Source organism: Providencia sp. M-27, from assembly GCF_011077905.1.
Lineage (GTDB): Bacteria > Pseudomonadota > Gammaproteobacteria > Enterobacterales > Enterobacteriaceae > Providencia > Providencia huaxiensis.
The window spans coordinates 294,377-318,624 of record NZ_JAALBT010000002.1; the positions used below are offsets into that span (position 1 = coordinate 294,377).

General features: G+C 41.9%; 29 protein-coding genes and 1 pseudogene. 24 read left to right on the forward strand and 6 right to left on the reverse strand.

What is annotated here, in order from left to right; translation table 11 throughout:
• Nucleotides 1-2: 2 nt before the first annotated feature.
• From G6Q48_RS22755 to G6Q48_RS04815, 21 genes are all read left to right on the forward strand, one after another.
• The gene (locus tag G6Q48_RS22755; protein ID WP_166265012.1) at nucleotides 3-716 is read left to right on the forward strand and encodes a phage head morphogenesis protein; all 714 of its coding nucleotides are present in this window, start codon (nucleotides 3-5) and stop codon (nucleotides 714-716) included.
• Complete coding sequence (locus tag G6Q48_RS04720; RefSeq protein WP_166264725.1) at nucleotides 713-1,969, forward strand: DUF2213 domain-containing protein; 1,257 nt, start codon at nucleotides 713-715, stop codon at nucleotides 1,967-1,969. Before G6Q48_RS22755 ends, G6Q48_RS04720 begins: the two co-directional genes overlap by 4 nt.
• Nucleotides 1,969-2,466 carry a structural cement protein Gp24 gene (locus tag G6Q48_RS04725; protein ID WP_166265015.1) on the forward strand — a complete coding sequence of 166 codons (498 nt, stop codon included), beginning with the start codon at nucleotides 1,969-1,971 and terminating at the stop codon, nucleotides 2,464-2,466. The genes G6Q48_RS04720 and G6Q48_RS04725 overlap by 1 nt, the downstream gene beginning before the upstream one ends.
• A complete protein-coding gene (locus tag G6Q48_RS04730; protein ID WP_110732054.1) occupies nucleotides 2,466-3,533 on the forward strand; it encodes a major capsid family protein in 1,068 nt (355 codons plus the stop codon). Before G6Q48_RS04725 ends, G6Q48_RS04730 begins: the two co-directional genes overlap by 1 nt.
• A 55-nt stretch (nucleotides 3,534-3,588) precedes the next feature.
• On the forward strand, nucleotides 3,589-3,930 hold the full coding sequence (locus G6Q48_RS04735; RefSeq protein WP_166264726.1) for a hypothetical protein: 342 nt from the start codon (nucleotides 3,589-3,591) through the stop codon (nucleotides 3,928-3,930).
• Nucleotides 3,931-3,932: 2 nt separating this feature from the next.
• The gene (locus G6Q48_RS04740; RefSeq protein WP_080972721.1) at nucleotides 3,933-4,364 is read left to right on the forward strand and encodes a DUF4054 domain-containing protein; all 432 of its coding nucleotides are present in this window, start codon (nucleotides 3,933-3,935) and stop codon (nucleotides 4,362-4,364) included.
• A complete protein-coding gene (locus G6Q48_RS04745; protein ID WP_166264727.1) occupies nucleotides 4,364-4,822 on the forward strand; it encodes a hypothetical protein in 459 nt (152 codons plus the stop codon). Before G6Q48_RS04740 ends, G6Q48_RS04745 begins: the two co-directional genes overlap by 1 nt.
• Nucleotides 4,822-5,190 (forward strand): phage collar protein, encoded by a 369-nt coding sequence (locus G6Q48_RS04750; RefSeq protein WP_166264728.1) that lies wholly within the window; start codon nucleotides 4,822-4,824, stop codon nucleotides 5,188-5,190. The genes G6Q48_RS04745 and G6Q48_RS04750 overlap by 1 nt, the downstream gene beginning before the upstream one ends.
• On the forward strand, nucleotides 5,180-5,695 hold the full coding sequence (locus G6Q48_RS04755; RefSeq protein WP_105881051.1) for a phage gateway protein: 516 nt from the start codon (nucleotides 5,180-5,182) through the stop codon (nucleotides 5,693-5,695). The genes G6Q48_RS04750 and G6Q48_RS04755 overlap by 11 nt, the downstream gene beginning before the upstream one ends.
• A gap of 10 nt (nucleotides 5,696-5,705) precedes the next feature.
• A complete protein-coding gene (locus tag G6Q48_RS04760) occupies nucleotides 5,706-7,193 on the forward strand; it encodes a DUF3383 domain-containing protein (protein ID WP_166264729.1) in 1,488 nt (495 codons plus the stop codon).
• A gap of 10 nt (nucleotides 7,194-7,203) precedes the next feature.
• Entirely contained in the window at nucleotides 7,204-7,656 is a 453-nt protein-coding gene (locus G6Q48_RS04765) for a phage tail fiber protein (RefSeq protein WP_166264730.1), read from the forward strand.
• A gap of 49 nt (nucleotides 7,657-7,705) precedes the next feature.
• The gene (locus G6Q48_RS04770) at nucleotides 7,706-8,164 is read left to right on the forward strand and encodes a hypothetical protein (protein WP_166264731.1); all 459 of its coding nucleotides are present in this window, start codon (nucleotides 7,706-7,708) and stop codon (nucleotides 8,162-8,164) included.
• A gap of 82 nt (nucleotides 8,165-8,246) precedes the next feature.
• Nucleotides 8,247-10,334 carry a hypothetical protein gene (locus G6Q48_RS22760; RefSeq protein WP_242685781.1) on the forward strand — a complete coding sequence of 696 codons (2,088 nt, stop codon included), beginning with the start codon at nucleotides 8,247-8,249 and terminating at the stop codon, nucleotides 10,332-10,334.
• On the forward strand, nucleotides 10,331-10,861 hold the full coding sequence (locus G6Q48_RS04780) for a phage baseplate protein (protein WP_166264732.1): 531 nt from the start codon (nucleotides 10,331-10,333) through the stop codon (nucleotides 10,859-10,861). The genes G6Q48_RS22760 and G6Q48_RS04780 overlap by 4 nt, the downstream gene beginning before the upstream one ends.
• Nucleotides 10,861-11,154, forward strand: a complete 294-nt coding sequence (locus tag G6Q48_RS04785; protein WP_166264734.1) for a phage baseplate plug family protein — start codon at nucleotides 10,861-10,863, stop codon at nucleotides 11,152-11,154. The genes G6Q48_RS04780 and G6Q48_RS04785 overlap by 1 nt, the downstream gene beginning before the upstream one ends.
• On the forward strand, nucleotides 11,147-11,962 hold the full coding sequence (locus G6Q48_RS04790) for a baseplate hub protein (RefSeq protein ID WP_166265018.1): 816 nt from the start codon (nucleotides 11,147-11,149) through the stop codon (nucleotides 11,960-11,962). The genes G6Q48_RS04785 and G6Q48_RS04790 overlap by 8 nt, the downstream gene beginning before the upstream one ends.
• Nucleotides 11,963-11,965: 3 nt before the next feature.
• Complete coding sequence (locus G6Q48_RS04795) at nucleotides 11,966-12,658, forward strand: Gp138 family membrane-puncturing spike protein (RefSeq protein ID WP_166264736.1); 693 nt, start codon at nucleotides 11,966-11,968, stop codon at nucleotides 12,656-12,658.
• Entirely contained in the window at nucleotides 12,655-12,999 is a 345-nt protein-coding gene (locus tag G6Q48_RS04800; RefSeq protein ID WP_166264738.1) for a hypothetical protein, read from the forward strand. Before G6Q48_RS04795 ends, G6Q48_RS04800 begins: the two co-directional genes overlap by 4 nt.
• Entirely contained in the window at nucleotides 12,992-14,179 is a 1,188-nt protein-coding gene (locus tag G6Q48_RS04805) for a baseplate J/gp47 family protein (protein WP_166264740.1), read from the forward strand. The genes G6Q48_RS04800 and G6Q48_RS04805 overlap by 8 nt, the downstream gene beginning before the upstream one ends.
• Nucleotides 14,176-14,835 carry a DUF2612 domain-containing protein gene (locus G6Q48_RS04810; RefSeq protein ID WP_166264742.1) on the forward strand — a complete coding sequence of 220 codons (660 nt, stop codon included), beginning with the start codon at nucleotides 14,176-14,178 and terminating at the stop codon, nucleotides 14,833-14,835. Before G6Q48_RS04805 ends, G6Q48_RS04810 begins: the two co-directional genes overlap by 4 nt.
• 5 nt (nucleotides 14,836-14,840) lie before the next feature.
• Nucleotides 14,841-16,079, forward strand: coding sequence for a phage baseplate protein (locus G6Q48_RS04815; RefSeq protein WP_166264744.1), 1,239 nt, complete (start codon nucleotides 14,841-14,843; stop codon nucleotides 16,077-16,079).
• A gap of 53 nt (nucleotides 16,080-16,132) precedes the next feature.
• Here the strand turns inward: G6Q48_RS04815 and G6Q48_RS04820 are convergent, their stop codons facing one another.
• The 3 genes from G6Q48_RS04820 to G6Q48_RS04830 form a co-directional block, all read right to left on the reverse strand.
• On the reverse strand, nucleotides 16,133-17,140 hold the full coding sequence (locus G6Q48_RS04820; RefSeq protein ID WP_166264746.1) for a glycosyltransferase: 1,008 nt from the start codon (nucleotides 17,138-17,140) through the stop codon (nucleotides 16,133-16,135).
• A 225-nt stretch (nucleotides 17,141-17,365) separates the two neighbouring features.
• On the reverse strand, nucleotides 17,366-17,926 hold the full coding sequence (locus tag G6Q48_RS04825; RefSeq protein WP_166264748.1) for a PH domain-containing protein: 561 nt from the start codon (nucleotides 17,924-17,926) through the stop codon (nucleotides 17,366-17,368).
• 121 nt (nucleotides 17,927-18,047) lie between these two features.
• On the reverse strand, nucleotides 18,048-18,293 hold the full coding sequence (locus G6Q48_RS04830; protein ID WP_166264750.1) for a DinI-like family protein: 246 nt from the start codon (nucleotides 18,291-18,293) through the stop codon (nucleotides 18,048-18,050).
• Nucleotides 18,294-18,505: 212 nt separating this feature from the next.
• Here G6Q48_RS04830 and G6Q48_RS04835 point away from each other — a divergent pair.
• Together G6Q48_RS04835 and G6Q48_RS04840 are read left to right on the forward strand one after the other, a co-directional pair.
• A pseudogene (locus G6Q48_RS04835) lies at nucleotides 18,506-18,673 on the forward strand (NADP-dependent isocitrate dehydrogenase); the annotation flags it as partial.
• A gap of 275 nt (nucleotides 18,674-18,948) precedes the next feature.
• Nucleotides 18,949-19,305 carry an MmcQ/YjbR family DNA-binding protein gene (locus tag G6Q48_RS04840; protein WP_166264752.1) on the forward strand — a complete coding sequence of 119 codons (357 nt, stop codon included), beginning with the start codon at nucleotides 18,949-18,951 and terminating at the stop codon, nucleotides 19,303-19,305.
• Between the two features lie 185 nt (nucleotides 19,306-19,490).
• Here G6Q48_RS04840 and G6Q48_RS04845 read toward each other — a convergent pair whose 3' ends face one another.
• Nucleotides 19,491-20,378 carry a PhzF family phenazine biosynthesis protein gene (locus G6Q48_RS04845; protein WP_102139788.1) on the reverse strand — a complete coding sequence of 296 codons (888 nt, stop codon included), beginning with the start codon at nucleotides 20,376-20,378 and terminating at the stop codon, nucleotides 19,491-19,493.
• 667 nt (nucleotides 20,379-21,045) lie between these two features.
• Between G6Q48_RS04845 and G6Q48_RS04850 the strand changes: the two genes are divergently transcribed.
• Entirely contained in the window at nucleotides 21,046-21,435 is a 390-nt protein-coding gene (locus G6Q48_RS04850) for a nuclear transport factor 2 family protein (RefSeq protein WP_166264754.1), read from the forward strand.
• 87 nt (nucleotides 21,436-21,522) lie between these two features.
• On the opposite strand, the gene G6Q48_RS04855 is transcribed toward G6Q48_RS04850, so the two are convergent.
• Complete coding sequence (locus tag G6Q48_RS04855) at nucleotides 21,523-22,365, reverse strand: MBL fold metallo-hydrolase (RefSeq protein ID WP_166265027.1); 843 nt, start codon at nucleotides 22,363-22,365, stop codon at nucleotides 21,523-21,525.
• Between the two features lie 182 nt (nucleotides 22,366-22,547).
• Nucleotides 22,548-24,221: a methyl-accepting chemotaxis protein gene (locus tag G6Q48_RS04860; protein ID WP_102139790.1), complete on the reverse strand. Its 1,674-nt coding sequence runs from the start codon at nucleotides 24,219-24,221 to the stop codon at nucleotides 22,548-22,550.
• Nucleotides 24,222-24,248 lie beyond the last annotated feature (27 nt).

Here is a 24,248-nt window from a genome sequence, read left to right on the forward strand (position 1 = left end):
CAATGATTAAAGACTATGAAAACGTATTTAGTGAATTGAAGGAGGATTTTGACGGCGCCACGGTGGATGCCAGCATTGCGAGTCAAACACGGATTTGGCTCAATCGGTTAAAACGCAAGTGGGATAAAATCTTTAATACGCAGTCTAGCGCCATGGCCGATAAGTTTGTTTCCCAAGTGGACATCGGCGCTCAACGTAATTTAGATGATTCCCTTAAACAGCTTTCTGGCGGTATTACTATCAAAACCCCTGTCATGCCGGACGCGTTAAAAGACCGAATGATTGCCGCCACGGCAGAGAATATTTCCCTAATTAAATCCATCCCTAGCCAGTTTCATCAACGTATCGAAAGTGCAGCGTTACGCTCTATTTCTCAAGGGGGCGAGGGTGCGAAAACCTTATTAGATGAAATCAGGCACACTGGCAGCGTGACAGAGAGCCGAGCTAATTTTATCGCCGTTGACCAAACGCGAAAAATTACGACTGCGGCGAACTATGAGCGCATGAAATCAGCGGGAATTCGTCAGGCTATTTGGCATCACTCTGGTGGCAGCGCTGAACCTAGAGAGTGGCATCTACAGCTAGACGGTGAAGTCTTTGATTTAGATAACCCACCCATCATTGACCCAAGAACGGGTGAACGCGGATTGCCGGGGCAATTACCTAATTGCAAATGTTTTTGGACGCCTGTAATCGACTTCGGCGAGGAGACATGACAAAACGAACCTATGACAACAACGGCTGGCTCGAAGTGACAGATAACCCCATCTCTAAAGTTGGGGTTTTTGATTATTTGGGGGCTGAAATTGGTGCGCCGGTACCCGATAAAATCTATCGCGTATTGCGCCCTCCGGAAGAACTGGCCAGTGAAGAGACCATCAACTCTTTCAAACTCACCCCATTTATTATTGAACATGAAATGTTAGGCAAGCACGCGACCCCAGCGGAGAAAAAAGGCATCCAAGGGGTAATTGGTGAGAATGTGTATTTTGACCCACCATATCTTAGAGCCAATATCAAAATCTTTTCAGATGTGGCGCTCAGTAATATCGACAGCGGAAAAATCGACCTTTCACCCGGTTATCGCAGTAAATATGAATTCACCTCTGGCATTTATGAAGGCCAACACTATGACGTTATTCAACGTCACTTACGTGGCAATCACCTCGCATTAGTGGATGAAGGGCGAACTGGCCCTGACGTCGCTGTGCAAGATCACCTCGTTATCACTATCGACACAAAGGAACTTATTCGCATGAACGAAGAAGAAAACAAAGAGAAGCAAACCACTGATGAAGGTGCGTTTACAGCGGAGCAAGTCACTGCGCTGAAAAGCATTATTGCAGAGGTGATTGCACAAACTAAGCCTTCAACCGATGAAGAACCGGAAGAAGAAAAGAAATCTACTGATGCTAATCCCGAAGAAGAACAAAAAGCGGAAGAGGCTGTGGCAGCCGCTGAAGTTGCAGCAGAGGAAGCAACAACCGGTACACCAGAAGCTGTAGAAGCTGCCGAGGTGGCGATTGAAACCGCCGTTGAAGCTATCGAAGAAGCCAAGGAGCATCTCGACCAAGCCACCACGGATAGCTTAAATCGCCGACTTAAACGCTTAAAAAATGGCATCGGCACAATGGATGAGATTGCATCCTTAAAACGCAAGATTAAGCGTTTGGAAGCATCAAAGCCCACCATGGACACAGGCGCACTGCTAAAGCAAATCGGCGAGCGTGATTCGTTAGCTCATAAGTTGACCCCGTTCCTTGGCGTATTTGACCATGCCGCCATGACCAAGCAGCAAGTAGCGGAGTATGGCGTTGATAAGCTCGGTATCCAATGCGGTAAGGGTAATGAAGCCATTGCACTCGATGCGTGGATGCAAGGGCGTGTGCCGGATTCACAAAAAGCCACGGTGACGATGGACTCTGCGGTTAGCAATCAATCAATTATGGATAAATGGGGAGCGAAATAATGGCAATTCCTAAATCAGTGGCGCATGGCTTAACATCTGGTGTAGTGGGTGAAATCAGTCATGCAGGACCCATTCGAGCAGTAGCGGCGATCCTCAGCTCAGAAGATGAGAAGAAAAACATTTTCGGTCGGGCTTACACCTACAAAGATGATTCTGTGGAGTCTGTGCAAGTGGGCGGTAAAGGGGCGTTTGCGGGGATCATGATTAACCCTAAGGCTTACTGTATTGAAGTGGGCTATGCGCGCAACGGTACCCAAGGTGAGTTTTTGACGATGGGTGAGGTGTATGTCGAGCTTAAAGCGGGCGTGGGTAAAATCAATGCGCCAATTGTCTTTGACGAAACCGACGGTTCGCTTTCTTCTAAGTCCGCTCCTGCAGCTGGCGACCGCGTGATTGGTTTTGTTAGTCGTCACGTTGAATCCAGCGAATCAGCCCATTTGAGCGTTATTCGCTTAACGGAAATCCCATACCCAGCGGCAGTAAAGGAAGGTGAATAATGCCAGTTAGCAAGCAAAAGTTTTATATGTCCGGCCGCGATATTCGCAAGCATGGTCAACTTAATATCCAACCTAACCAACAGTGGACGTATCGCGAACTTGAGCAAATTGGTTTTGGTGGTTTGGCATCGATGGACTCCGCGATCACGGGCTCAGCCATGCAAGGTGGGTTAATTCAGCGTGAAATGTTGCAACACGTTCTTCCTGGTCTCATTCGCACCGCAACTCGTGTTCGTGTGTTGGATGAAATCACCGGTGTATTGAATGCGGGTGAATGGCACGATGAGGAAATCATTCTGAACGTGGCAACACCAACCGGTAAGGCTGAACTTTACGGTGATCATACCAATGTGCCGTTAGCGTCTTACATTCAAGACCAAGAACGCCGCGGTATCGTGCGTTTTGAACAAGGTTTTCAAGTCGGCAAGTTAGAGGAAGCGCGCCAATCTGCAGCTGGGTTTGAAGCCGCTGCGGAAAAACGTAATTCAGCGACTGAATCTTTAGAACAAGGACGTGAGCGGATTGGTTACTATGGGTTTAATAGCCCTGAAACCCGTGTATTTGGCTTGATGAATGAGCCGAATCTACCGGCTTATGAAACCGCATCGAAAAAATGGAAGGGCGGCACGTTTGCCGATATCACCCAAGATATTACCGATATGTTCTCGCGCATTGAAATGAGTTCAGGCGGGATTATCAAAGACGATATCGCGATCACATTGACGTTACCGCTGGGCTACCGTTCAACGCTAAATGTCGCTAACCCTGTGGCGCGTGGTGAAACGGTGTATCAATGGGTGAAAGAGAACTATCCAAACCTGCGCTTTGTGTTCTCACCTGAATTTGTCGGGGCGAATGGTGGTGCGGATGTGGCGTATATGTTCGCGGATACCATCGATGATGGTTCAACCGCAACCAGTGCAACCATTCTACAAGTGGTGCCCGTTAAGTACCAATTACTAGGCTCACAAGCGCAAATCAAAGGGTATTTAGAGGATGCGACCAACGCAACCGCGGGTGTCTTTGTTACCCGACCTTGGGCCATTACCCGTCTCACTGGCATCTAACCTGAGCACTTCCTTTTTTACGCCCTCAAATGAGGGCTTTTTTTTGGAGCAAACCATGTCTCTCTACGTCTATTGCACGCTATCCAATGACCAAAACTATTCGGTCACGGATGGTAAAGTGTTTATTGCGGGTCAAGCCAATATCATGACCAAGCATATGTATACCCCGCGTGGGCGCGTTACGGAAATCAGCGACGAACAATACGCCCAGCTTAAAGATAACCACGTTTTTCAGTTACACAAAGAAAACGGGTTTATCAGTGTTGAAAACCGCAAAGAAGATCCTGAAAAAGTGGCTACCAATATGGAGGCTAGCGATAAATCAGCACCAGATACCGTGGAATCTTTGGAAGCGGCTAAACAGGAAGTTCCGAAAAATAACAAAAAGGGTAAATAATGATGGAGGCGAGCACATTTCCCCTAACGTCATTTCGTGTGCTCTATCCATCATTTAATGGTGTGAGTGATGATGACATTTATATTATTGCTCAATCTGCCCTGAACTATTTTTCGCCTTGTCGCGGCGTTTGCACTAACGAACTGTGGATGTTGGTTGTTGCTCATATGCTATCACTGCGAAAGTGGATTGCGGACGATGAATCCCCAACCGGTGTTGTGACTAGTGTGACTATCGATAAAGTCAGCGTGTCATTCTCTGCGCCCCCTGCGGGTTCTGATTGGTCACACTGGTTCAAAATGACCACGTATGGCCAACAGTTCTTAGCACTCATTAAGCGTTGTAGCGTACCGCAATATATTGGTGGAGCCGGTGAACGTTCCGCCTTTCGCGGTGTGGGTGGCAGGTTCACGCGAGGGGGGCGGTTACGTTAATGACGAAATTAGCTCAGTTGAAAAAAGTCTATGATGAGTTAGCCAAGAAACAATTGAAAGTGGGTTTCTTTGAACACTCGAAATACCCTGATGGCACACCCATTGCTTATATTGCCGCCATTCATGAATTAGGTTACCCCGCTGGTGGCATTCCTCCCCGTTCGTTTTTTCGCCCAACGATGAGCGATAAAAAAGTAGAGTATGGCCAGTTAATTTTCCGTGTGGCCAAAGCGGCGGCCGCTGGCAATATTTCCGTTACCGATGGGCTAACCCAAGTCGGCGCAAAAGCGGCTGGGGATGTGAAACTGGCCATTAAAGCGGTAACCACACCTGCCTTGGATGATTCAACGATAAAGGCCAGAGCGAGACGTCACAGCAAAGGGAAATCCACCGATAAGCCCTTAGTCGACACAGGGCAGATGTTACAGGCCGTCAATTTTGTCGTGGAGGATAAATAATGTTCGGTAATTTGCATAGTATTGCTTCTCGCTATATTCCTCAGCAAACAGCCCAGTGGTTTCGTTTTAAAGGCCGAACGCCCGATGAGCGAGGGCATGACCAAAACCAATATTATGAACCGGTGGATATTCGCGGGAGCTGGCAAGCGGTCGATACTCAAGATGCACAATCAATGGGCTTTAATTCAAACCAAGTTTATCGCCGTTTTTATACCTCCCATGATATCAAAGGCATTCAGCGCGGTACGTCTCCCGATTACCTTGTTTTTAATGGTAAAAAATACGATGTGATGGGGGACGCGGATTGGTATGAGCAGGACGGCTGGAAATCAGTGATTTGCATCGAGGTAGGGGCCTATGACGGATAATGACGTTGATATTGCGATCCGCAAACAGCTATTACGGCAGCTAACAGAAGTCGGTATTGATATCCCTGTGAAAGCGGGTTTTCAATCCACCAAGCAAGGTCGTGAAGATAATATGGTGATGTTTTTCCCGATTAATGAAAATGGCCACGGGTGGCAAGGTCGCCATTACAATGTCCAAGGCAACAATGCCAATCACCAAGAAAACCAGTTATCGGAAAAAACGTACCAAGTTCAGGCGTTAATTACCGATTTAGGCAATTACACTGCGGGTGATATTACCGCGATTGTCAGAATGATCGTCAATTCACTGCCTTTTGTTACCGCGTTGCGAAAGCAGAATATTGGTGTTCAACGTGCAACTGGCATTCGCCGTCCTTACTTTTTGAATGATCATGGCGACTACGAACAAAACCCCTCATTTGATTTTAATGTGACGTTTAAACGCGCTCTTCTCCCTGATACTGCCGCTATCCGCGCGTTGTATCCTGATATTCACCGCATATAAGGTTTTTACTATGCCAATTAAACAAACTCGATACGTTGATATCGCATCGGCGGTCATTGGCGCGTCAGCAGTTCCGATGCGTAAATTAACCGGTCGATTATTTTCCACTAACCCCAAAATACCCGCAGGTAAAGTTTTAGAGTTCGCCAGTGGTCAGGTCGATGACTTGTTAGGTGTTGATTCTCCCGAAGCTAACTTTGCACGACAATACTTTAGCTATGTTAGCCCCGCACCCGTTAGCAAGCCGAAAGAGCTACAAATTGCTTCTTATGAGCCTGTGGGGCGAGCGCCTACGCTATTTGGGACAAAAGCCGCCGCATTAGCGGATTTAAAAATCATTGCGGATGGAACGCTTTCGGTCACGATTGGTACTGTCACCAAAAGCTACAAAGACATTGATTTGTCGGAAGCGAAATCCTATGCGGATATTGCGTCCACCATTCAAGCGAAACTTAACGCCGAGAGCGAGCCGCAATTCTCCAGTAGCTATTTGACATTTAATTCACTCGATAGCGCCTTTGAGCTGAGTGGCGGTGTGCAAGAGCGCGCATCCATTAGTGTTGAATATTCGGTGCTGGCGAATGCCATGGGGCTGTCTTCCGGTACTGCGTCTGAAGGTAACCCCGCACAAACACCACTTGAAGCGTTTATGGTAGCAGAGCAGGTTTCCGATTCATTTGGTAGTGCGACATTCTTGGATGAATTGACGTTAGAGCAAGCCGTGCCATTGGCGCAGTATGTTTCCGGTGAAAACGTCAAATACCAATTGCATATTAGCGTGAGCGAAAAGCAGGTTGAAGATTTTAGCGCAGCATTGATGGGAACCGCTTCTGTGGGGTTAAACCTCAAAACGGATACTAACTATTTTATTCAAACCTTACCCATGGCCGTTATGGCGGCGACGGATTATGACCGCACGAATGCCACGACAAACTACATGTTCCGTCAATTAGGCGTTACGTTCCCTGCGCAAGTGACCACAGACAAAGCGGCTGACCGATTCGATAAGCTGCGCGTGAACTATTACGGTGAAACCGCGATTGCAGGCTCTCAAATTCGTTTCTATCAACGGGGCTTCTTGTGCGGTGGTTCGTCTAATCCACTGGATATGAGTGTTCATGCTAACGAGCAATGGCTAAAAGCTTATATTGCTCAGCAATGGTTTAGTGTGTTACTCGCTACGCGTGGTGTTCCGGCCAATAAAGACGGCGAAGCTCGCGCACTTATGGTGATTGCTGGCGCTGTAACCAAAGCACTGGCCAACGGTACGATTTTAGCTGGCAAGGCAATCACCGAGGTTCAAAAACTGGCGATTGCTGATGCATCTGGCGATGACCTCGCTTGGCATGATGTGCAGGACAAGGGATATTGGTACAACGCCCAAATAGTCGATAGCACTGGCGAGAGTGGCTTGCCTGAGTACGTCATGAAGTATGTGCTGATTTACGGCAAGGGTGACTGGGTTCGTAAAGTCGAAGGCTCACACAATTTAGTCTAAGGAATCGATAATGAACGATCTTTCTGCAACGGGCTTGGGGTTAACTATCCAAGCTTCAAAAACATTCCCTGCAGGGATTTTAATTACTACATTTGCTGATGATGCCGACCCTTTAGATTTACCTGCGGTCGATATTGCACAAACTGGCATGGACATTAACGGTAATTTGGTGAGCTGGTCAACACCGACGCCACAGACGGTGACGATTAACGTTTTAGCCGGTAGTGAAGAAGACCAAAATTTGTCTATTTTGCTTGAGGCAAATACGGCTAAAAAAGGGCGTCGTCATGCCGGTGATATTATCACGATGGTGGCATCCTATGGGGATGGTTCTACGGTTACTGCACGTAACGGCAAAATCACCAATGGTAGCCGTGGCAACTCAGCGGCATCTGCTGGTCGCTTAAAATCAAAACAATACACCTTTGTTTTTCAAGATTTCGATAGCACCCGCGCACGTTAATTCACTTCTCTTAATGGCGGGTTTTCCCGCCTTTTTATAGGTTTCTATCATGTTAATTAAACCGAAAGAAGTCGCTATCAAAGACGTTGATGGTGACGAAAAGCTATTTGTCATTAGCCGACTGCCGGCAACTATCGGGCGTGAGATTTTGGCTAAATATCCACTGTCTAACGCACCGAAAATTGGCGATTACGAAGTCAGTAAAGAAGCGATGCTAAAAATGATGGCGTATGTCTGCGTTGTCGTTGATGAGGATGAAATTCCACTCAAAACACAAACATTGATTGATAACCATGTCCCGGACGGTGAATCGTTGATCCGCTTAGAGCTGGAGATGTTGAAATATAACACCAGTTTTTTCGGCAAAGACGGGAGCCAAGGTTTCCTCCAATTCCTGCTCAGCAAGGTAAGCGCTTCACTCCCGTCGATTATAAAAACGCTGATAGCTTCTTTGCCGTCATCATCAGCGAACGCCTCGCCACCTTCACAGAACTCAAAACCTCAATAGATTTAGAAGAGGCGATGGACTTGTGGGAAATCGCTATTACCAATCGCTATAACGAAGCCCTAGCGGCTTCAAAGGATAGATAATGTCATTAATGGATACCTTTGTTCAGGTTTTTGAGTTTGACACAAAGCAAGCAGACAGTGCGTTTGAGAAAGTCCAGCGCTCTACTGATGACATTATCGCGGACATGAAACTGGTAAGCGAGAATGCCAAAGGGGGGATCACTTCACTCACTGGATTTCTTTCTCAAGTTGCATCCTCGCTTCAAGCTGGTGCGGATAGTGCAAAAGTGGATATTAATCTCGATGCGCCTAAGGAGGAAATGTCCGCGTATCTCGATGAGATGAAACACTATCTTGATTATGCAAAATCACTGCAGCAATCAAATGTGTTATCTGCCGAAAGTAATAAAAAGCTAGCTAATGGTATTCAAGTTCTTGAGTCAAATATTCAGCGTGCAGAGGGTACGTTGTCTGGTCATAATATGGTCACGGGGAAGGCAGCGAATGAAGCCGAAAAACTAGCCAATAAAAACTATCAGCTCTCAAAATCTGCAGATAACGTCGCGACACAATACGGAAGGGCCACTCAGTCACTGTCTGGTTTTTTAGTCAAAATGGCCGGCATGGTGGGTTTGGGTTTAACAATTGGCGGTGTGGCCTCTTTTATCCAATCTACCGCTGAAGAAGTGAATATCTTATCGCAGTCTGCAGATGCGATGAATCTGCCAGTTGAAGACGTAGATGCGTTCGGAAAAGTAATTACAGCCATGGGTGGGGATGCACAAGGCGCGCGCGACTCGCTCATGGATATGTCTGAAAGCATTGGTGAAGCGTTACAAGATACCTCGTCGGGTAAAGCGGATGTATTTAAAAGCTTAAAAATCAGCTTAAAAGACGTAAAAGGCGACTCCATTAATGCGATGGAAGGCTTATACCGCTTATCCGATGCGGTTCAAGGTATGAGCAAAGAGGAGGCGATATTTAGGATTAAAGAAGTCGGGATCACCGACAACAAAATTGTTGAATCAATATTAAAGGGTCGCCAAGAGCTCGAAGCGTTAACGAAAAAACAAAAAGAAAATGGCGTTGTCACCAAAGAGCTGGCCCTACAATCTCAAAAGTATAAAGAGGTTACAGGTGGTCTAAAAACCGTATTCAGTAGTGTCATGATGAGCGTTATGAATGCAGCACTCCCAGCATTAACAGCGGTTCTATCGTGGGTGCAATCTTTTGTTAAGTTTTGCAGTGATAACAAAGGACTAATAACGGGGTTCTTTATTGCCATCGGTTCAGCCATCGCTCTTTATTATATCCCTCCAATGTTATCTGCCGCCGCAGCAACACTAGCCGCAACATGGCCCATACTGGCAATTATTGCGGTTATCGCATTGTTAGCAGCTGCATTTGCTTTCGTCTATGACGACATTATGAATTTTATCGACGGTAACGATTCCATGATTGGCCGTATTTTTGATGAATACCCGGGGTTGAAAGCCGTCATTTTACAGCTATTTGAGTCGTTTAAGATTTTCTTTAACTTCATCATTGATGTTGCAAAAGTGGTAGCAGACGTTGCTGTCGCTGCCTTTAACTTGATGATGGAAGGCGTCTCGAATTTTGTTACTGTGCTGAATGCCTTTATTGATGGTTTGAAAGGGTGGGGCGCGAAATTTGAGGGGGTATTTGACTCCGTATCAAATACTGTTGTGGATATTTTTAAATGGCTATGGACTCAAATTCAGCAATACCTTGGCTGGATCAATGACGGACTGGATGCCATTAAAAACGGCTGGAGTACGGTTAAAGGCTGGTTTGGCTTTGAAGATGCGGAAGTGACTCAGACGGTTGAGCGTAAAGTCTCTGCAGATGGAACAATCGAACACTCGATCCCTGAAACGCCAAAGTTATCTGAAGATGATACCGCCTTGCTTGTGAAAGGGCTTAACCAACAAATAACGGGCATGTCGACTAACCCGATGAATCCTGTCACTAGCCAAGCAATCAGTAATCAGTCCAGCACGACTAACGAAACCAATCTTTCAATTGGTGAAATAAAGGTTGAAACACAAGCGACGGATGCGCAGGGCATGGCTAACGGTACAAAAGATGCACTTCAATTACAGTTGCAAGATTTAGGGCACCAGACTAGCTCGGGGGTAAGCAAATGATCACCGAAGTTAAAATATTCAATGTGGATAATTTTACGACGTTATTTGAAACCGCAAGCCCGATTCAAATCAATGTCCGTGACGAGCATAAAGCGACGCAGTTTGCTGTTGAATCAGGCGAGACGCGTAGCGATCATGTCGTTGTTCAACCGGTTGAAATTGGTATGGACTTAATTCTCTCTGGCGAGATGAAAAATGCGTTTGAGCTTATGCAGCAAGCGTATGACAAACATCAATTAGTCGGCATTCAAACGCGCGTTAAAACCTATCAACCTATGTTGTTAGTGAATTTCTATCATGATGAAATTCCTGAAATGTCAGACGCGATTAAGTTGTCATTACGTTTCACTGAGTGGCGAACGGTCGAGCCGGAATATGGTGACTTGCCGCCACGTAAAGTCGCGAAAAAAGAGCAATCTAGCACTGTGAACCGCGGGAAGGTTCAGACTTCGACAGTGCCGGAGAAAAAGAAAAAATCGGCAGCCGCTAAGGTTGCTGATGGCGAATTTACACTAGGGGGATGGTAATGCAAGAGATCCCATTAAATGCAGTCCCTAACCAACGATTGCGGGTAAGCCTTGCCGATGATGAGTGGGAACTCACGATAAAAGCGGCGCGTAATGTCATGTGCTGCGACATTAAACGTAATGACGTAACTTTAATTCAAGGTATCCGCGTCATGCCCAATCAACCACTGATCCCCTATCGCTATTTATCCGGTACCGGCAATTTTGCATTCATCACAGACAACGACGAGTTGCCGTGGTGGAAGCAGTTCGGAAAGGCTCACTATCTTGTTTGGTGGGGTGACGATGATTGATTTACGCCGCATTAGAGTCGGTATTGAGGTAAATGGGCGACTGCAGTGGTATGAAGGCTTGCGAATAAAAGCCAATGGCACTAAGTATGCAAACCCATTACAGAATGAGTGTACAGTCAACATTGACGGTTTAAATGCGGATACGCGCAATATGCTGTTAACGGAAACCAGTCCATATGCAAAAAGTAAAACGCCGCACCGGTTAATCGTTGAAGCCGGTCGCGCCAGTACGGGAGTGTTTCGGATTTATGTCGGTGATATTGTCAGTGCTGAAATAGCATCCCCGCCGGATGTCACGCTGACATTAAAAGCCAAAACTAACAATGCCACCGCACGAGAAATGGTATCAACATCCGGCTCGGCAATAAGCAAGCTGAGTGATATTGCAAAGAATATCGCCCAAGATTGTCATGTGAAACTCGACTTTCAAGCCACGGATAAGAACATTGCCAACTGGTATTTTTGCGGGTCTGCACTTAAGCAAGTCGAAAAACTTCAAGAGGCTGGCAAGGTCAAAGCGTTTATTGACGATGATGTGTTGTATGTCAAAGATCAGGATAAAGCATTATCGGGTCGACTACGTATTTTAAACCAAAAATCAGGCATGGTAGGCATCCCTAAAGCCACCGAAAAAGGCGTTGATGTCACTTATCTTATTGATGCGGAGTCGTCGCTCGGCGGCATGCTACGCCTTGAGAGCAAGTTTAATCCCGCACTTAACGGCGATTACATTATTGAGCAGTTGAAGTTTGATATTGCTTCTCACGACGATCCTTTCTTTTACCAAGCGACATGTAAACGAGTCTAGTCTATGAACCAACCAAATAGTGATATTGCTAGCGAAGGCAGCTTGGCAGGGCAGCTCTCAGCTGCATTTCGTAATTTCCTGATGAACATTGATGACATGCTTCCGGCAACGGTGGTGAGTTATGACGACGACACCAATCGCGCCGTTATCAAACCGCTGGTCATGATGGTTTCTACTGAGGGGCAAAAGATGGGGCGAGCTGCGGTACCGAATATCCCTGTTTTTCGTTTCGGTGGCGGTGGTTTTTTTATTCGAATGCCGATTAAGCCGGGGGATTTCGGCTGGCTCAAAGCTAACGACCGAGACGTCAGTTTAGTTTTTCAGCGTGGCGGCTTAGAAGATGAACCCAATACCGCTCGTTTGCACACTTTCAGTGATGCCATGTTTTATCCCGATACGCTCAAAGGCTGGCTGATTGATGGAAAAAATGCCGATGCTTTAGTGATCCAATCCATGGATGGTTCTGTGTGCTTATCATTGCATGAAGATAAGGCTGTTTTAGATGCACCAAAATTTATCTCTAATGCCCCAGAAAATGAGTTTAACGGCAATGTGATTATCAATGGTAATCATGAGATTAATGGTAACAGTGACTCAAATGGCGGCACGATGAAACATAACGGGAAAGATATTGGTTCCACGCATAAACACGATGGTATTCAACGTGGTGATAGCAATACGGGAACACCGATATGAAGACATTTAACGTCAATGGTAATAACGACATCCACCTTGGCAATGATGGAAATTTGTCGATTGTGAGTGGTGAGCGGGCATCAGAAAAGCGCTGCGAACATTATGCCAAAGCATTACGCGGAGAAATGCTGCATAAGTTGGACTTGGGTATTCCGTATTGGAAAACCACATTTGGACGACAGGCTGATATTCCGCTGTTTGAATCCGCGTTTCGTGATCGCATGCGTGAGCTTGATGACGTGATATCTGTATTGTCTTTTTCGGCTTCATTAGCAGATAACACGCTGAAATACACTGCGGTGATCCAAACGATTTATGGGGAGATAACACTCAATGGCTGATTATCAATTTATTACCTCACAAGGGGTTATCGTTCCCGATACAAGCACATTACGTGATGATGTCGAAAACGAATATAGGAGCGTATTTGGTCAGGACTTAGATGTTAATCCTGAAACCCCTCAGGGTGCCCTGATCACAATGGAAGTCGAGAACAGGGACTCGGTCGCTCGCAACAATGCCGAATTAGCCAATCAAATTAACCCTGATTTAGCAGGAGGTATTTTTCTTGATGCAATCTGGGCGTTGATGGGCGGACAGCGTTTTGATGCAACACACTCATTTCTAACGCAGGTTAAGTTTAGCGGTGTTGCCGGTACCATTATTCCCAAAGGATCACAGGCAACGACGCGAGGCGGCGATATCTTTGAAACGACAAAGGTATTAATTCTTGGCAAAGATGGCACCACTACAGGTGATATGCGCTCTATTGATACTGGTCCTATCGAGTGTGGTGTTGGACAGCTTGATAAAGTAGCGAGTTCGGTGCTTGGCTGGGAAACAGTGAGTAACCCAACATCAGCGATATTAGGGCGGATTGAAGAATCTGACTTACATGCTAGACGCAGACGCAAGCAAACATTGGCAAGAAACACCGTGAGTGTTGGGGAGGCGATCACGTCGGCACTCTATGAGCTGGAAGGGGTACGCTCTTTAGCTTATAGAGAGAACTATGGCGACACACCGATTATTTTTGATGGGATCACTTTGGTACCACATAGCGTTTACGTTTGCGTTGAAGGGGGAGATAAGAATCAGATTGCTCAATCCTTACTGAGAACTAAAACACTCGGCGCGGCCTTTAACGGCAGTGAAGAGGTTGAAGTACTGGAGAAAATCAGCGGTCAAACGTACCCCGTGAAATTTGATAGAGCAAAAGAAATCGTGTTGTTTTGCCGGGTGACAGTAAAAAAAGCCACGGTGGATGCACAAACTATCATTCCAAAAGCGGTCGAGTCTTGGGCTAACGGTGATGTGGAGGGCGACGGTGGTTTAGTGGTTGGGCGTGATGTTTCTCCTTTTGAAATTTCAGCCGGTATTAACACTGTAGAGCCAAGACTGTTTATTACACGCGTGGAGCTTTCAACAGATGGTAAAGCGTGGTCCTCTGATAACTTCACGATAAAGCTGAATGAAGTGGCTCGTATAAAAGGCAGCGCTGTACAAGTGGTGATCGTATGAGCCAAGTGCAATTATTTGATTTTCATTCGGATTTATTAAAGGCGATACTTTGGCAATATGAAGATGCTGAAAACCTCAAGGCACTAGCAAAATACAAGTCAGATTACTTTGATAAGTCGACAGTACAGTTTTGGCGTAACTGGTACCGCGATGTTTTTAACATCGATACAGCGAATGATTTCGGGCTCAACATCTGGTCACGCATCCTTGATGTGCCTCTTGGGATTGACGTGCCGCCCAGCGATAAAACGAAAGTAGGGTTTGGTTTTGGTAAAAAGAAAGCCAATTTTAAAGCTAACTTTCGGCGTAACTCAGATTACACGTTGTCACTGACGGTGGAGCAAAAGCGGCTGATTATCCGCATGCGTTACTTCAATCTCACTCAAAGCCCCACAGTGACCAATATTAATGAGTTTCTGCGTCGATTTTTCTGGCAAGAAGACAGCAAAGTCTTTGTGTTAGATCCGCTAGACATGACTTACATGTACTACGTCTTCAACTACAACCCTGATGAACGCCTGAGACTCCTTTTAGAAAACTTCGACCTCATGCCTCGCCCATCGGGTGTTGGCGTCAAATATCGTATTGTGACGAAACAATCTTTCGGTCACGGAAAATTCCGCAAAAACTTCCTGAGCAGTAATTTCGGAGCATAAAAACAATGACTAAAATTTTTAAAATCCCCTTTGCAACACAAGGGGATCGAACTTCTATTCCCAACGAAGTACAAGCTGATGGCGCAGTGTCTTACACGCAAGGCTATGGATATGACTATGAGCGTGACCAAGTATCAGACCCTGCCGCTAAAGATATCGAACGTGAAAAAATGAATGGCATATTTCACGATATTACTGAAGCGGTGGGTGAGATCCAAAATTACGGTTTTCCTAAATGGGCAGAAGAGGGCAAGCCTTATCCTATTCGAGCCATTGTTTATCATAAAAACAAAGTGTGGCAGTCCAAAGTTGAGAATAATGAAATAGAGCCGGTTGCTGGTGCTCAGTGGATTGAATTAAAAGCAGATTTAACCGCAGGCGATATCAATGTTTATAACAAGACGGAATCGGATAAGCGTTTTCAGCCTTTGGGTAACTATCTACCTTCGGGATATAGCTATTCCAAGCAAGAATCTGACACCAATTTCCAGCCAAAGGGTAATTACGCGCCAGCTGGAAACTACGCATTAAAAGGTGAAAGTTACACCAAGGCAGAAGGGGATGGGCGATATCAGCCAAAAGGCAGTTATGCGCCTTCTGGTGATTATGCAACAAACGCAGCACTTAATAACGGCCTCAATACTAAACTCAATACCAGTAGTGTCGTTCAGGCAACGGGCACCTCGACAACAAACGTGATGAGCCAAAAAGCCGTTACCGATGCATTACAGAATGCAGTTAACCTGGATACTATTTACCCTATTGGTATTGTGGTGTGGTTTGCTCAAAACAAAAACCCGAATACCTTATTCCCTGGTACTAAATGGCAGTACATTGGTGAAAATAGAACCATTCGATTAGCGGCAGCGAGTGGTAACAATGTATTATCTACAGGAGGCTCAGACTCTGTCACATTAACGGAATCACAGATTCCTGCTCACAACCATAGCTTCTCAGCGACTACAAGCAGCTTTGATTATGGAACAAAGTCGACCAATATTACAGGAAGCCATACCCATCCTATTGCTTCCGATGTTCGTTCATTTTATGGCGATAGTAATCATATATCTTATCAGCCCGGTACGGGGAGGTCATCTGGAGCTGCAGGAGATCACTCACACAGTGTAGCAATTGGGGCGCATAGCCACACCGTATCAGGTACTACAGGAAATAAAGGCAGTGGTGGTGCAATTACAGTAACAAACGCCTATATAATGTTGATGGGGTGGTATCGAATTAGTTAACATGAGGCGACGGAAAATACATCTAGGGTTTAATGTGTACCCTAGATGTTTATTTATTTTAATTTACTCATCAAATATAAAATGAAATATTTAATTCCTTTTAATTTATTTCCTTGATTAAACATGTGCTTATACGCATATCGATATTGCATTGATGATTTTGGCTTTATCATCGCTTCGTTTTTCCATGGTGATTTTTCCATTGCATTCATAAATGGTGATGTGCTTGGATATTTGCTCCAGCTATTCCATGGTTTTGTTGCACCTATATAGTGAATAAAAATAGTTTCTTGTGTGACCGGATTGATAGTGTTCTTTTTTAATTCATAGTTAATACTAAACTGGGTATTGTATTTTTTATCAAGAAATAACACTTTTCCTGCGAGAGCTATATTTAAAGCATCTTGATCATAGTATGAGAATTTAGACTTAGCATCTTTATCTGATAATAACCCTATGGTTTTACTAGTTATATCATCACTATGCCACTTTTTGATATTGATTAGCATGACACCAGAGTTAAAGTAACCACCACTTATCTTCGGGCAATCTAATTCTTTAGCTCTTTTTTCCCATAGCTTGCTATCTCGGTCAGTAATTGCTGCACCCGCATAGCTAGCTAGATTCAGTTCGTTTAGCTCATTTAATCGCCCATTACAGATAATATCAGAGTCTAAATAAAGTACTTTGTCTTCTTTTTCAAAGAAAAAGTCGGCAATAATAAGCCTAAAATAAATAGCATTAGACCACAATTTATTGGTTGGTAGATTTTTTAAAGGGGCTGTATTTAATCTGTATACAGATATATTAGTGCCATAGTTTTCAGCTAAATCAGAAAATAATTTATTTTGCTCTAAACTTAAGTTATCTGTAAAAATATGGAAATTACATTTTATCTCATTGTTTTTCAACAATATGGATGCAATAGATACGCCTGTTCCAAACAAAAATTCCTCGTCAGCGCCATATGCAATGTTAAGAACATTCGATGATTCGTAATCATCGGTATTTCCAAAGGAAAATGATACTTTTTCTTTTACAATATCTTCAGGAAAAATCATTTATATATCCGATTGTTATAGTTAGTGTAGATAGATGCAATCTCTATTACTGAATTTATACTGACTCATTACACCCTGCACCATCCTTTTCCGCTACACACAAATAAAATTGCAGTCCAAGAAACCATAAGGAAGTCATAAGCTGTTTTTATTGATTTAATACTATCAAACAGTGATGTCATCTGAAAGTAAAAAGCCGTTGTAAAAAGCGGCTATCCTGTTGTGTTACATGAGCAACTTTCTTTTTTGCTCTTGAAATTCGTCATCTGTCAAAATGCCTTTTTCTTTCAACTCACCTAATTTCTCTAATTTTGATAATAAGTCATCATTATTGCTTGGTGTGTTATCTTGATGCTTACTTTGTGATGATTTATTTTTTTCAGATAAAATGATATCAACAAGAGGTTTAACAGAGTTTTTCTGTAATTTCCCTACTTCATAGATAGTTCCGGGGGTGTTAATTTTAATCTTACCGCCGCCCAACCCTGATGATGAATCAATGGAATTTATCCCTTCATAATTAACTGAAGAATAATCGATTTTACGATTAAATAAGCCAGTCTTCTTATGTAAGAATATGACTCTGCTATTTGTAGGAATGATTAACCAAATATTGGCACTTACAATTCCACCACACACGCAAAGCACATCTTCTTCTGAGTGCAACACTTCAGGTAACTTAGAAAAAATATCAAAAACGCCCATAGTCGGCTTATAACTTGTCAAAGCTGTTAGTTTTTCGAACGCATCTTTTAAGCTTTTTACATCGCAATTATTCAGTTTCATTATAATATCCCTTTCCTAAAAAATAGATTTGCAGAGCAAGTTATTACTGATTTGAATATTATCAGATCAGATTGATGACAAAAAGGATAACGCTCTGATAAATGATTTCCCATCAAACGACTCAAGACGGCAACCATGAGTCATCCTGCCAAATCTCTTCCAAAATTTGACCTATCTCTTCTTTCTCGTCATCTGTTTTAGTTCCACTGATAGTCAGTGACTGTGACGAACTCATAGCGACACGCAAACTCAACGGGCCATATCGGTCACCAATTCTCTTTACGATTTGCTCTTGCAGAGCATCACGGGTTCTATCGTTAGGCTTTTGCTTTGATTCTTTATCAAAGAGGATCTCTATACGCGGCATATATACAACCTTATTTTACTGTTTATATATACAGTATTTATATACAGTAAATTATCAAATTGCAAATCTTAATTGAGCAAAAGGCGTTCCCCAAAACTATCTATCACTACAATATAAATCAATAGGTTACATGTATAGTTGAAATACTTAAATACATCAAAAATAAAAATAAAATATATTTAAAATCAATATGATATAGCATTATTGGAAATATACTGTTACGCCACATGGGCTGGACTGAAGCGGCTGACTTAATCGTTAAAGGTATGGAAGGCGCAATCGCGGCTAAGACTGTAACTTACGATTTCGAACGTCAGTTAGAAGGCGCTAAGTTACTGAAATGTAGCGAATTCGGCGATGCAATGATTTCACACATGTAATTTATTACGTGGTGTAATTAATAACGGGAGCTTAATAGTTCCCGTCTTTTATTGTCTAGAAAAATTCTTCTGCAAAACTCTTCTACAAAACAATTGTTATTTTATAGCTTAAACCTGCCAATTTTTCCTACGATCATCATGATATTTATCGGTCATCGCTTGACTCTTATGGCCTAATAAAGTTTTAGAAGAAGAGTTACAAGGTCGATGAGACGGCATACAATAATGAGGTTAGGTGATATTACTGAAGTTTATTATTGAAATGGGATGATCAAATGAACCGTAGTGAATTGATTGATTATATTCAGAATAATTATGGTGTGGATCCTGATAGTCCGTGGGCAAAGTACCCTGATTATCTTGTTTTTAGGCGAAAAAACAATACAAAATGGTTTGCAGTTATTATGCGTATTTCATCTCGTAAATTAGATCCAAATAAGAATGAAGAGATAGTTAATATTGTCAACCTTAAAGCCCCACCGGAGCTCATTGGTTCATTGAGATTAAAGGATGATATTTATCCAGCTTATCATATGAATAAAGAGCATTGGATTACGATAAAGATACCAGGGAGTCTTACCGATGATGAAATTAAGGGACTAATTGAAGATAGTTATAGGTTAACGGCATAGTCATTTATTATATGCAGGGCTATCCCATCCTTGGGAAAAGTTTCTATACTAGTTAGTTAAGCTTTTTAGCGATGATAAATAATCGAGGGAATGGTATTAAAACATGGCTATTATATTGCATTTGCTAGCCTTATTTTTTATTAAATAAATCATAATTTATGTAGCTGAACATATTGTATTCTTTGTTAAATGTGTATCATTTGCGTATCGATCATGGCTGCTTGGCCACCAACTTTCACTTGAGTGATATTTTTTGCTTGTGAGTTAATGGTTACATGAATCGAGGAGGGGCATCCCATCGCACGGCCTTGCTCAAATAGAAATTGCGTTTCATTCGGTAAGACATAATTGACCAAATAGCAGCCAAGCGCTCCACTAGCGCTGCCCGTTGCCGATTCCTCATTGATCCCATAGAGCGGTGCAAAATTTCGACAATGCGCTGTGGTTGAGCGAGCATGACTTAACTCAAACACATGGAAGCCGATAGCATTTGATTCTCTGCTGATTTCCGTTATTGCTTCATAATTAGGCTGCAGTAAATCTAAATAGCCTGTATTCACTGGAATAATAATGTCAGGTAACCCAGTTGAAACTATCATAATAGGTAAGCCTGTTTCAGTAATAATTTCACTCGTTATGCCAAGAGCTGTTGCAACTTCATTGATATTAGGCCCATTTCTTAAGGTTGGTAGCGCCTGCTCCATAACGATATTGTTTGGGCTAACAGATACACTTAGAATACCGGCTTTGGTTTTTTGGGTGTAACACCCAGAAGAAATTAGCTTAAGTGAAGCTAAAGTGAAAAACACCGCTAATGTTGCATGACCACAGAAATCGACTTCACCTTCAGTGGTATAGAACTCCACTTTAAAATCAGTCTCTTCACCATTATAGACAAATGCTGTTTCTGAAAAACCAACTTGTTGCGCAATAGCAATTTTTTGTGAAGTGCTGAGCACCGGCGGGTTGAGAACAACACCAGCAGGGTTACCACCAGTGTTATTTTGTGTGAAAGAATTGACAAGATACACCAGAATATCTTGCTCAATTGAGCCGGTATTTTTAATTGGCATTTGTTTTTCCGAGTTCTGAATAGATATTTTAAATTTTCCGAGTGTACCTTACCCATCGGTTTAAATTTAATGAGCAGTACAAATAAGACATTAGCATAACCCATTGTGTAATAAAGTAAATATGATGTTATTCTTTATTGATATATAAGGTTGGCAATTAGGATAGGTTATTGGCAGTGACTTTTTCGTTATATATCATTGCGTAACAAAAAAAGCCCCTGCAAGCAGGGGTATCTAATGGAAATGTATATTTATAGTTATTGTTATAAGGCGCCTATTGCTTAGATAGACCACTAAATAATACCAGTTCTTAAGCCTTAATCCAAATCGGAGTAAGCATAAAAGTGAAATTTTTTATAGGGGATTCAATTACGCATAAAGTGAGTTAATGAGTAATTAATTGAAAACACCAATAAAACTAAACTAAAGTTGATGAATAAGAAATAAGTTTTGATTGTTTACCCAAAAAGTTATCGTGATATAAAAAAGGGATAAAATGCATAAAATTAAGCACTATCTTTCAGATTAAATCACGGACAAATGATAAATCATCGAAAGATAATATAAATGTGAAGTTTAAAAGATAATAAATTCAATTTTGACTTGAAATACAAAATAATACACCCATAACAATTAAAAATGATATTTTTATGATAAGGGATAAAATATGACTAATTCACAGAGGGTTACACAAGCACTAAACGCAGTATTGGGTGAGGACATAGGTTCATTGTCTGTGGCTAGACAATATTTTTCAGATAAATACATCCAAGTTGTTGATGGAAAGCAAATTGATTTTAATGAGTTTATTGCACACTTACAGGTATTGAAGCAGGCCACTGAGTCGATTGTTATTACTATTAAATCTATCGCTGAGGGAGATGGGTGTGTTCATACTCAACATTTGGCAAAAGCAACTAAAAAAGATGGCTCAATAAGTGAATTTGAGGTATTTGCCTGTTTTCAAATAGAAGATGGGAAAATTATCCGTTGCGAAGAAATGACAAGAATGATTAAAGGCAGTAGTAAGGATGAAGATTTAGGCTCAAGAACTTAAACCTTCATTATTTGTAAGGTATTTAATATTACTAATTTAGGTAAAGTCTAATAAGAAACAAGATTTTACCTTGATTACATACAGTGTTTAACTTGGGTAAATTAGTTGTAATCCAGTACCGACTTCTTGTACGGGCGCATATTTTGCTAAATGTATTTTTGCGTTGAGATCTGTACAATGACATGGGTGTATAAATTTTAAATCCTGTTGGTGAAAGTAATTCCCCGTCTGTTCCAAAACCTCTTTTGAAGCTTGTTGCAAATGAAACCCGCCTATCACGGTGACAATGTTATTTATACCAGTTACATGTTTTGCATATTCAGTGATATTGCAAATTCCAGAATGAGAGCAACCAGTTACGACAATTAGGCCTTCCGTCGTTTTAATTGCAAGTGCTGAATCATCAAATACATAGTCGTCAACGATATTATGATTGAAGTCCAGGGTCGTACCAATTGGCTCTTTTCCTTCAAAGCTATTAATTCTAGGAATTTGGCCTAAAAATACGATGTTTTCAGAAAGATAATAAGGCTTAGTCACTTCTATTAAATTGAAGTAGGACGCTAAAATATCTTTAGATGTATTTGTTCCGATGACTTTAGATTGAAATTTTTTAGGAATTAAGGCATCCGGGTGGTATACCAGATGCTTCGCTTCAGGTGTTTCAATGTTACGACGGTCAAAATATTGGATTAAGTGACTTAAGCCCCATGTATGGTCGTTGTGACCGTGAGAAAGAACCAAGTCAGTGATATTTGCAAGGTCAATATGTAAAATGTGTGCATTATCAATAAATATATCTGAATAGCCGGTATCGAATAATATTTTTTTATCATCGGCCTCGATATAGTAGCAGACTCCAGGTTCACCGCAGAAATAACTATCAATCAGGGTATTATTATCGACAAGAACAGTAATTTTTATTGTCATCATGAACTCAGATTTCATAGAAGTAATTGTAATCTGTTATATCAGATAAACGCTAAAAAGTATTAAATGGCTATAAAACATAGTAATAAAAATTGATAACGTGGAGGGAGTAATAGAGAAAAGATAAAAATGTTGGAGGTGACCAAAGAAAGTCAACCCCCTAAATGAAATGTTATACTTTGCTAGATAGATTGTTTTACTTTTTTAGTTTTAGCCTCTTGGGGAGTATCACTATCTATTTCATGTTCACTTTTGGGTTCAATGTGAAAAATAGAAATAATAGCCTCTAATAAATCTGATTGGGACTCCAAAGCTCTTAAGGACGATTGCAATTCACGAGTCATGGTTGCATTCGCTTGTGTCGTGTTGTCTAATTCATTGATTGCTAGGTGTATTTGGCTAACACCATGGGTTTGTTCATTTGAGGCAAGCGCAACACTTTGGATCATCTCATTGATATTAGATGTATCTTGTGCAATTGAAACAATATTGTCATTTGCATCAGCGGCTAACTGGAAACAGTGATTAATTTTATCATTTGAATTATTAATTAATAGCTTGATTTCTTTGGATGCTTGAGTGCAACTAATTGATAATTCGCGGACTTCATTTGCGACGACTGCAAACCCTTTGCCATGTTCACCCACTCTAGCTGCCTCTACAGCGGCATTCAATGCTAATAAATTAGTTTGAAACGCAATATTATCAATGGTTGAAGTAATTTTGCTAATTTCTTTCGAAAAATCGACAATATCATCCATATTTTCAACAACATCAGAGATAAGTTCATTACTCTTATCAATTGTTATACTCGTCTCTGACATCAATTTGCACGATTGATTAGTGTGAGCGGTATTCAATTTAAAAGAGGAATCGAGTTCTTCGACGCTGGCTGCTGTTTCAACAATGGCAGCGGCTTGTTGATCTGCTCGAATAGAAAGGTCGTGATTCATCTGAGTGATATCACTCAGCTCAACTTTTATATGGTGAGTGTTGTCATAAATATTTTTGACGATATCAATCAATTTACTTTGCATATTAGATACATGCTGTTTAAGTAATTTGATTTCATATAAACCTTTGTTATCAAAGCTATGGTATAAAACGCCATGGCTAACTTTTTCAATACCATCAATAACTTGGTTTAGTGGGCGAATAAAGAAAAGCTGTAGAATAAAGCGAATGAACAGAGTTACGAGGATAACGATTGAGATAGTAACGATTAAGCCAATCAAACTTTGTTTATACAGTTGCTCACTTGCGAGAGCAATATCATGATAGCTACTATTTAATTGTTGATGATATTTTACGTAGTTTTTCTCAAATGTGTCCTGAAATCCCTGAGTCGGCTGGTTTAAAAAGTCATATGTTTTTCCTTGAACTAAAAATACGGAAAGCTCATTTAATGCAGCGTATAACGCGTTATATGATTTTTCTAACTCAGCAAATTGGTCACTATTTTTGTAGATGGAAACGGTTGTAAATGCATCCCAATAATTACCCGTTTCAGCTATTTTTTTATGATAAAACGCGATGAGACTATCTATGTCAGTATTTGATGTTTTCATCTTATTGATAACTAATAAATGGCGAGAGCTAGCACGATTTAATGTATTTCTTGCTTGTAATAAAGACTGCCATGTATTGTTTAGTTGAGTTTGTTCGTTATAGATAGTATCGAGTTTGGTTAATGTCTCTTGATATTGTTTTAAAGAACTAAAGAAAAACCAACAAGTTGAAAGAAGAAGGGCGATAAGTAGGCCTGAAATAAACCAGACTAGAGTTGTTGTCTTAAAACCAGAAAAAGAGAACTTAGTTGAACTAAAATTAATTTTTTTTAAATTACCAGACATCATTGATTATTTCCTTTCATACCATCGAAT

Excerpts from the sequence above, each read along its gene's own strand:
- G6Q48_RS04790 (WP_166265018.1), top strand. The coding sequence starts at position 11,147 with ATGATTGATTTACGCCGCATTAGAGTCGGTATTGAGGTAAATGGGCGA.
- G6Q48_RS04820 (WP_166264746.1), bottom strand. The coding sequence starts at position 17,140 with ATGATTTTTCCTGAAGATATTGTAAAAGAAAAAGTATCATTTTCCTTT.
- G6Q48_RS04780 (WP_166264732.1), top strand. The coding sequence starts at position 10,331 with ATGATCACCGAAGTTAAAATATTCAATGTGGATAATTTTACGACGTTA.
- G6Q48_RS04785 (WP_166264734.1), top strand. The coding sequence starts at position 10,861 with ATGCAAGAGATCCCATTAAATGCAGTCCCTAACCAACGATTGCGGGTA.
- G6Q48_RS22760 (WP_242685781.1), top strand. The coding sequence starts at position 8,247 with ATGTCATTAATGGATACCTTTGTTCAGGTTTTTGAGTTTGACACAAAG.
- G6Q48_RS04860 (WP_102139790.1), bottom strand. The coding sequence starts at position 24,221 with ATGATGTCTGGTAATTTAAAAAAAATTAATTTTAGTTCAACTAAGTTC.
- G6Q48_RS04815 (WP_166264744.1), top strand. The coding sequence starts at position 14,841 with ATGACTAAAATTTTTAAAATCCCCTTTGCAACACAAGGGGATCGAACT.
- G6Q48_RS04810 (WP_166264742.1), top strand. The coding sequence starts at position 14,176 with ATGAGCCAAGTGCAATTATTTGATTTTCATTCGGATTTATTAAAGGCG.
- G6Q48_RS04845 (WP_102139788.1), bottom strand. The coding sequence starts at position 20,378 with ATGCCAATTAAAAATACCGGCTCAATTGAGCAAGATATTCTGGTGTAT.
- G6Q48_RS04855 (WP_166265027.1), bottom strand. The coding sequence starts at position 22,365 with ATGACAATAAAAATTACTGTTCTTGTCGATAATAATACCCTGATTGAT.
- G6Q48_RS04735 (WP_166264726.1), top strand. The coding sequence starts at position 3,589 with ATGTCTCTCTACGTCTATTGCACGCTATCCAATGACCAAAACTATTCG.
- G6Q48_RS04850 (WP_166264754.1), top strand. The coding sequence starts at position 21,046 with ATGACTAATTCACAGAGGGTTACACAAGCACTAAACGCAGTATTGGGT.
- G6Q48_RS04725 (WP_166265015.1), top strand. The coding sequence starts at position 1,969 with ATGGCAATTCCTAAATCAGTGGCGCATGGCTTAACATCTGGTGTAGTG.
- G6Q48_RS04825 (WP_166264748.1), bottom strand. The coding sequence starts at position 17,926 with ATGAAACTGAATAATTGCGATGTAAAAAGCTTAAAAGATGCGTTCGAA.
- G6Q48_RS04760 (WP_166264729.1), top strand. The coding sequence starts at position 5,706 with ATGCCAATTAAACAAACTCGATACGTTGATATCGCATCGGCGGTCATT.
- G6Q48_RS22755 (WP_166265012.1), top strand. The coding sequence starts at position 3 with ATGATTAAAGACTATGAAAACGTATTTAGTGAATTGAAGGAGGATTTT.
- G6Q48_RS04750 (WP_166264728.1), top strand. The coding sequence starts at position 4,822 with ATGTTCGGTAATTTGCATAGTATTGCTTCTCGCTATATTCCTCAGCAA.
- G6Q48_RS04730 (WP_110732054.1), top strand. The coding sequence starts at position 2,466 with ATGCCAGTTAGCAAGCAAAAGTTTTATATGTCCGGCCGCGATATTCGC.
- G6Q48_RS04800 (WP_166264738.1), top strand. The coding sequence starts at position 12,655 with ATGAAGACATTTAACGTCAATGGTAATAACGACATCCACCTTGGCAAT.
- G6Q48_RS04755 (WP_105881051.1), top strand. The coding sequence starts at position 5,180 with ATGACGGATAATGACGTTGATATTGCGATCCGCAAACAGCTATTACGG.
- G6Q48_RS04745 (WP_166264727.1), top strand. The coding sequence starts at position 4,364 with ATGACGAAATTAGCTCAGTTGAAAAAAGTCTATGATGAGTTAGCCAAG.
- G6Q48_RS04795 (WP_166264736.1), top strand. The coding sequence starts at position 11,966 with ATGAACCAACCAAATAGTGATATTGCTAGCGAAGGCAGCTTGGCAGGG.
- G6Q48_RS04830 (WP_166264750.1), bottom strand. The coding sequence starts at position 18,293 with ATGCCGCGTATAGAGATCCTCTTTGATAAAGAATCAAAGCAAAAGCCT.
- G6Q48_RS04765 (WP_166264730.1), top strand. The coding sequence starts at position 7,204 with ATGAACGATCTTTCTGCAACGGGCTTGGGGTTAACTATCCAAGCTTCA.
- G6Q48_RS04840 (WP_166264752.1), top strand. The coding sequence starts at position 18,949 with ATGAACCGTAGTGAATTGATTGATTATATTCAGAATAATTATGGTGTG.
- G6Q48_RS04805 (WP_166264740.1), top strand. The coding sequence starts at position 12,992 with ATGGCTGATTATCAATTTATTACCTCACAAGGGGTTATCGTTCCCGAT.
- G6Q48_RS04740 (WP_080972721.1), top strand. The coding sequence starts at position 3,933 with ATGGAGGCGAGCACATTTCCCCTAACGTCATTTCGTGTGCTCTATCCA.
- G6Q48_RS04770 (WP_166264731.1), top strand. The coding sequence starts at position 7,706 with ATGTTAATTAAACCGAAAGAAGTCGCTATCAAAGACGTTGATGGTGAC.
- G6Q48_RS04720 (WP_166264725.1), top strand. The coding sequence starts at position 713 with ATGACAAAACGAACCTATGACAACAACGGCTGGCTCGAAGTGACAGAT.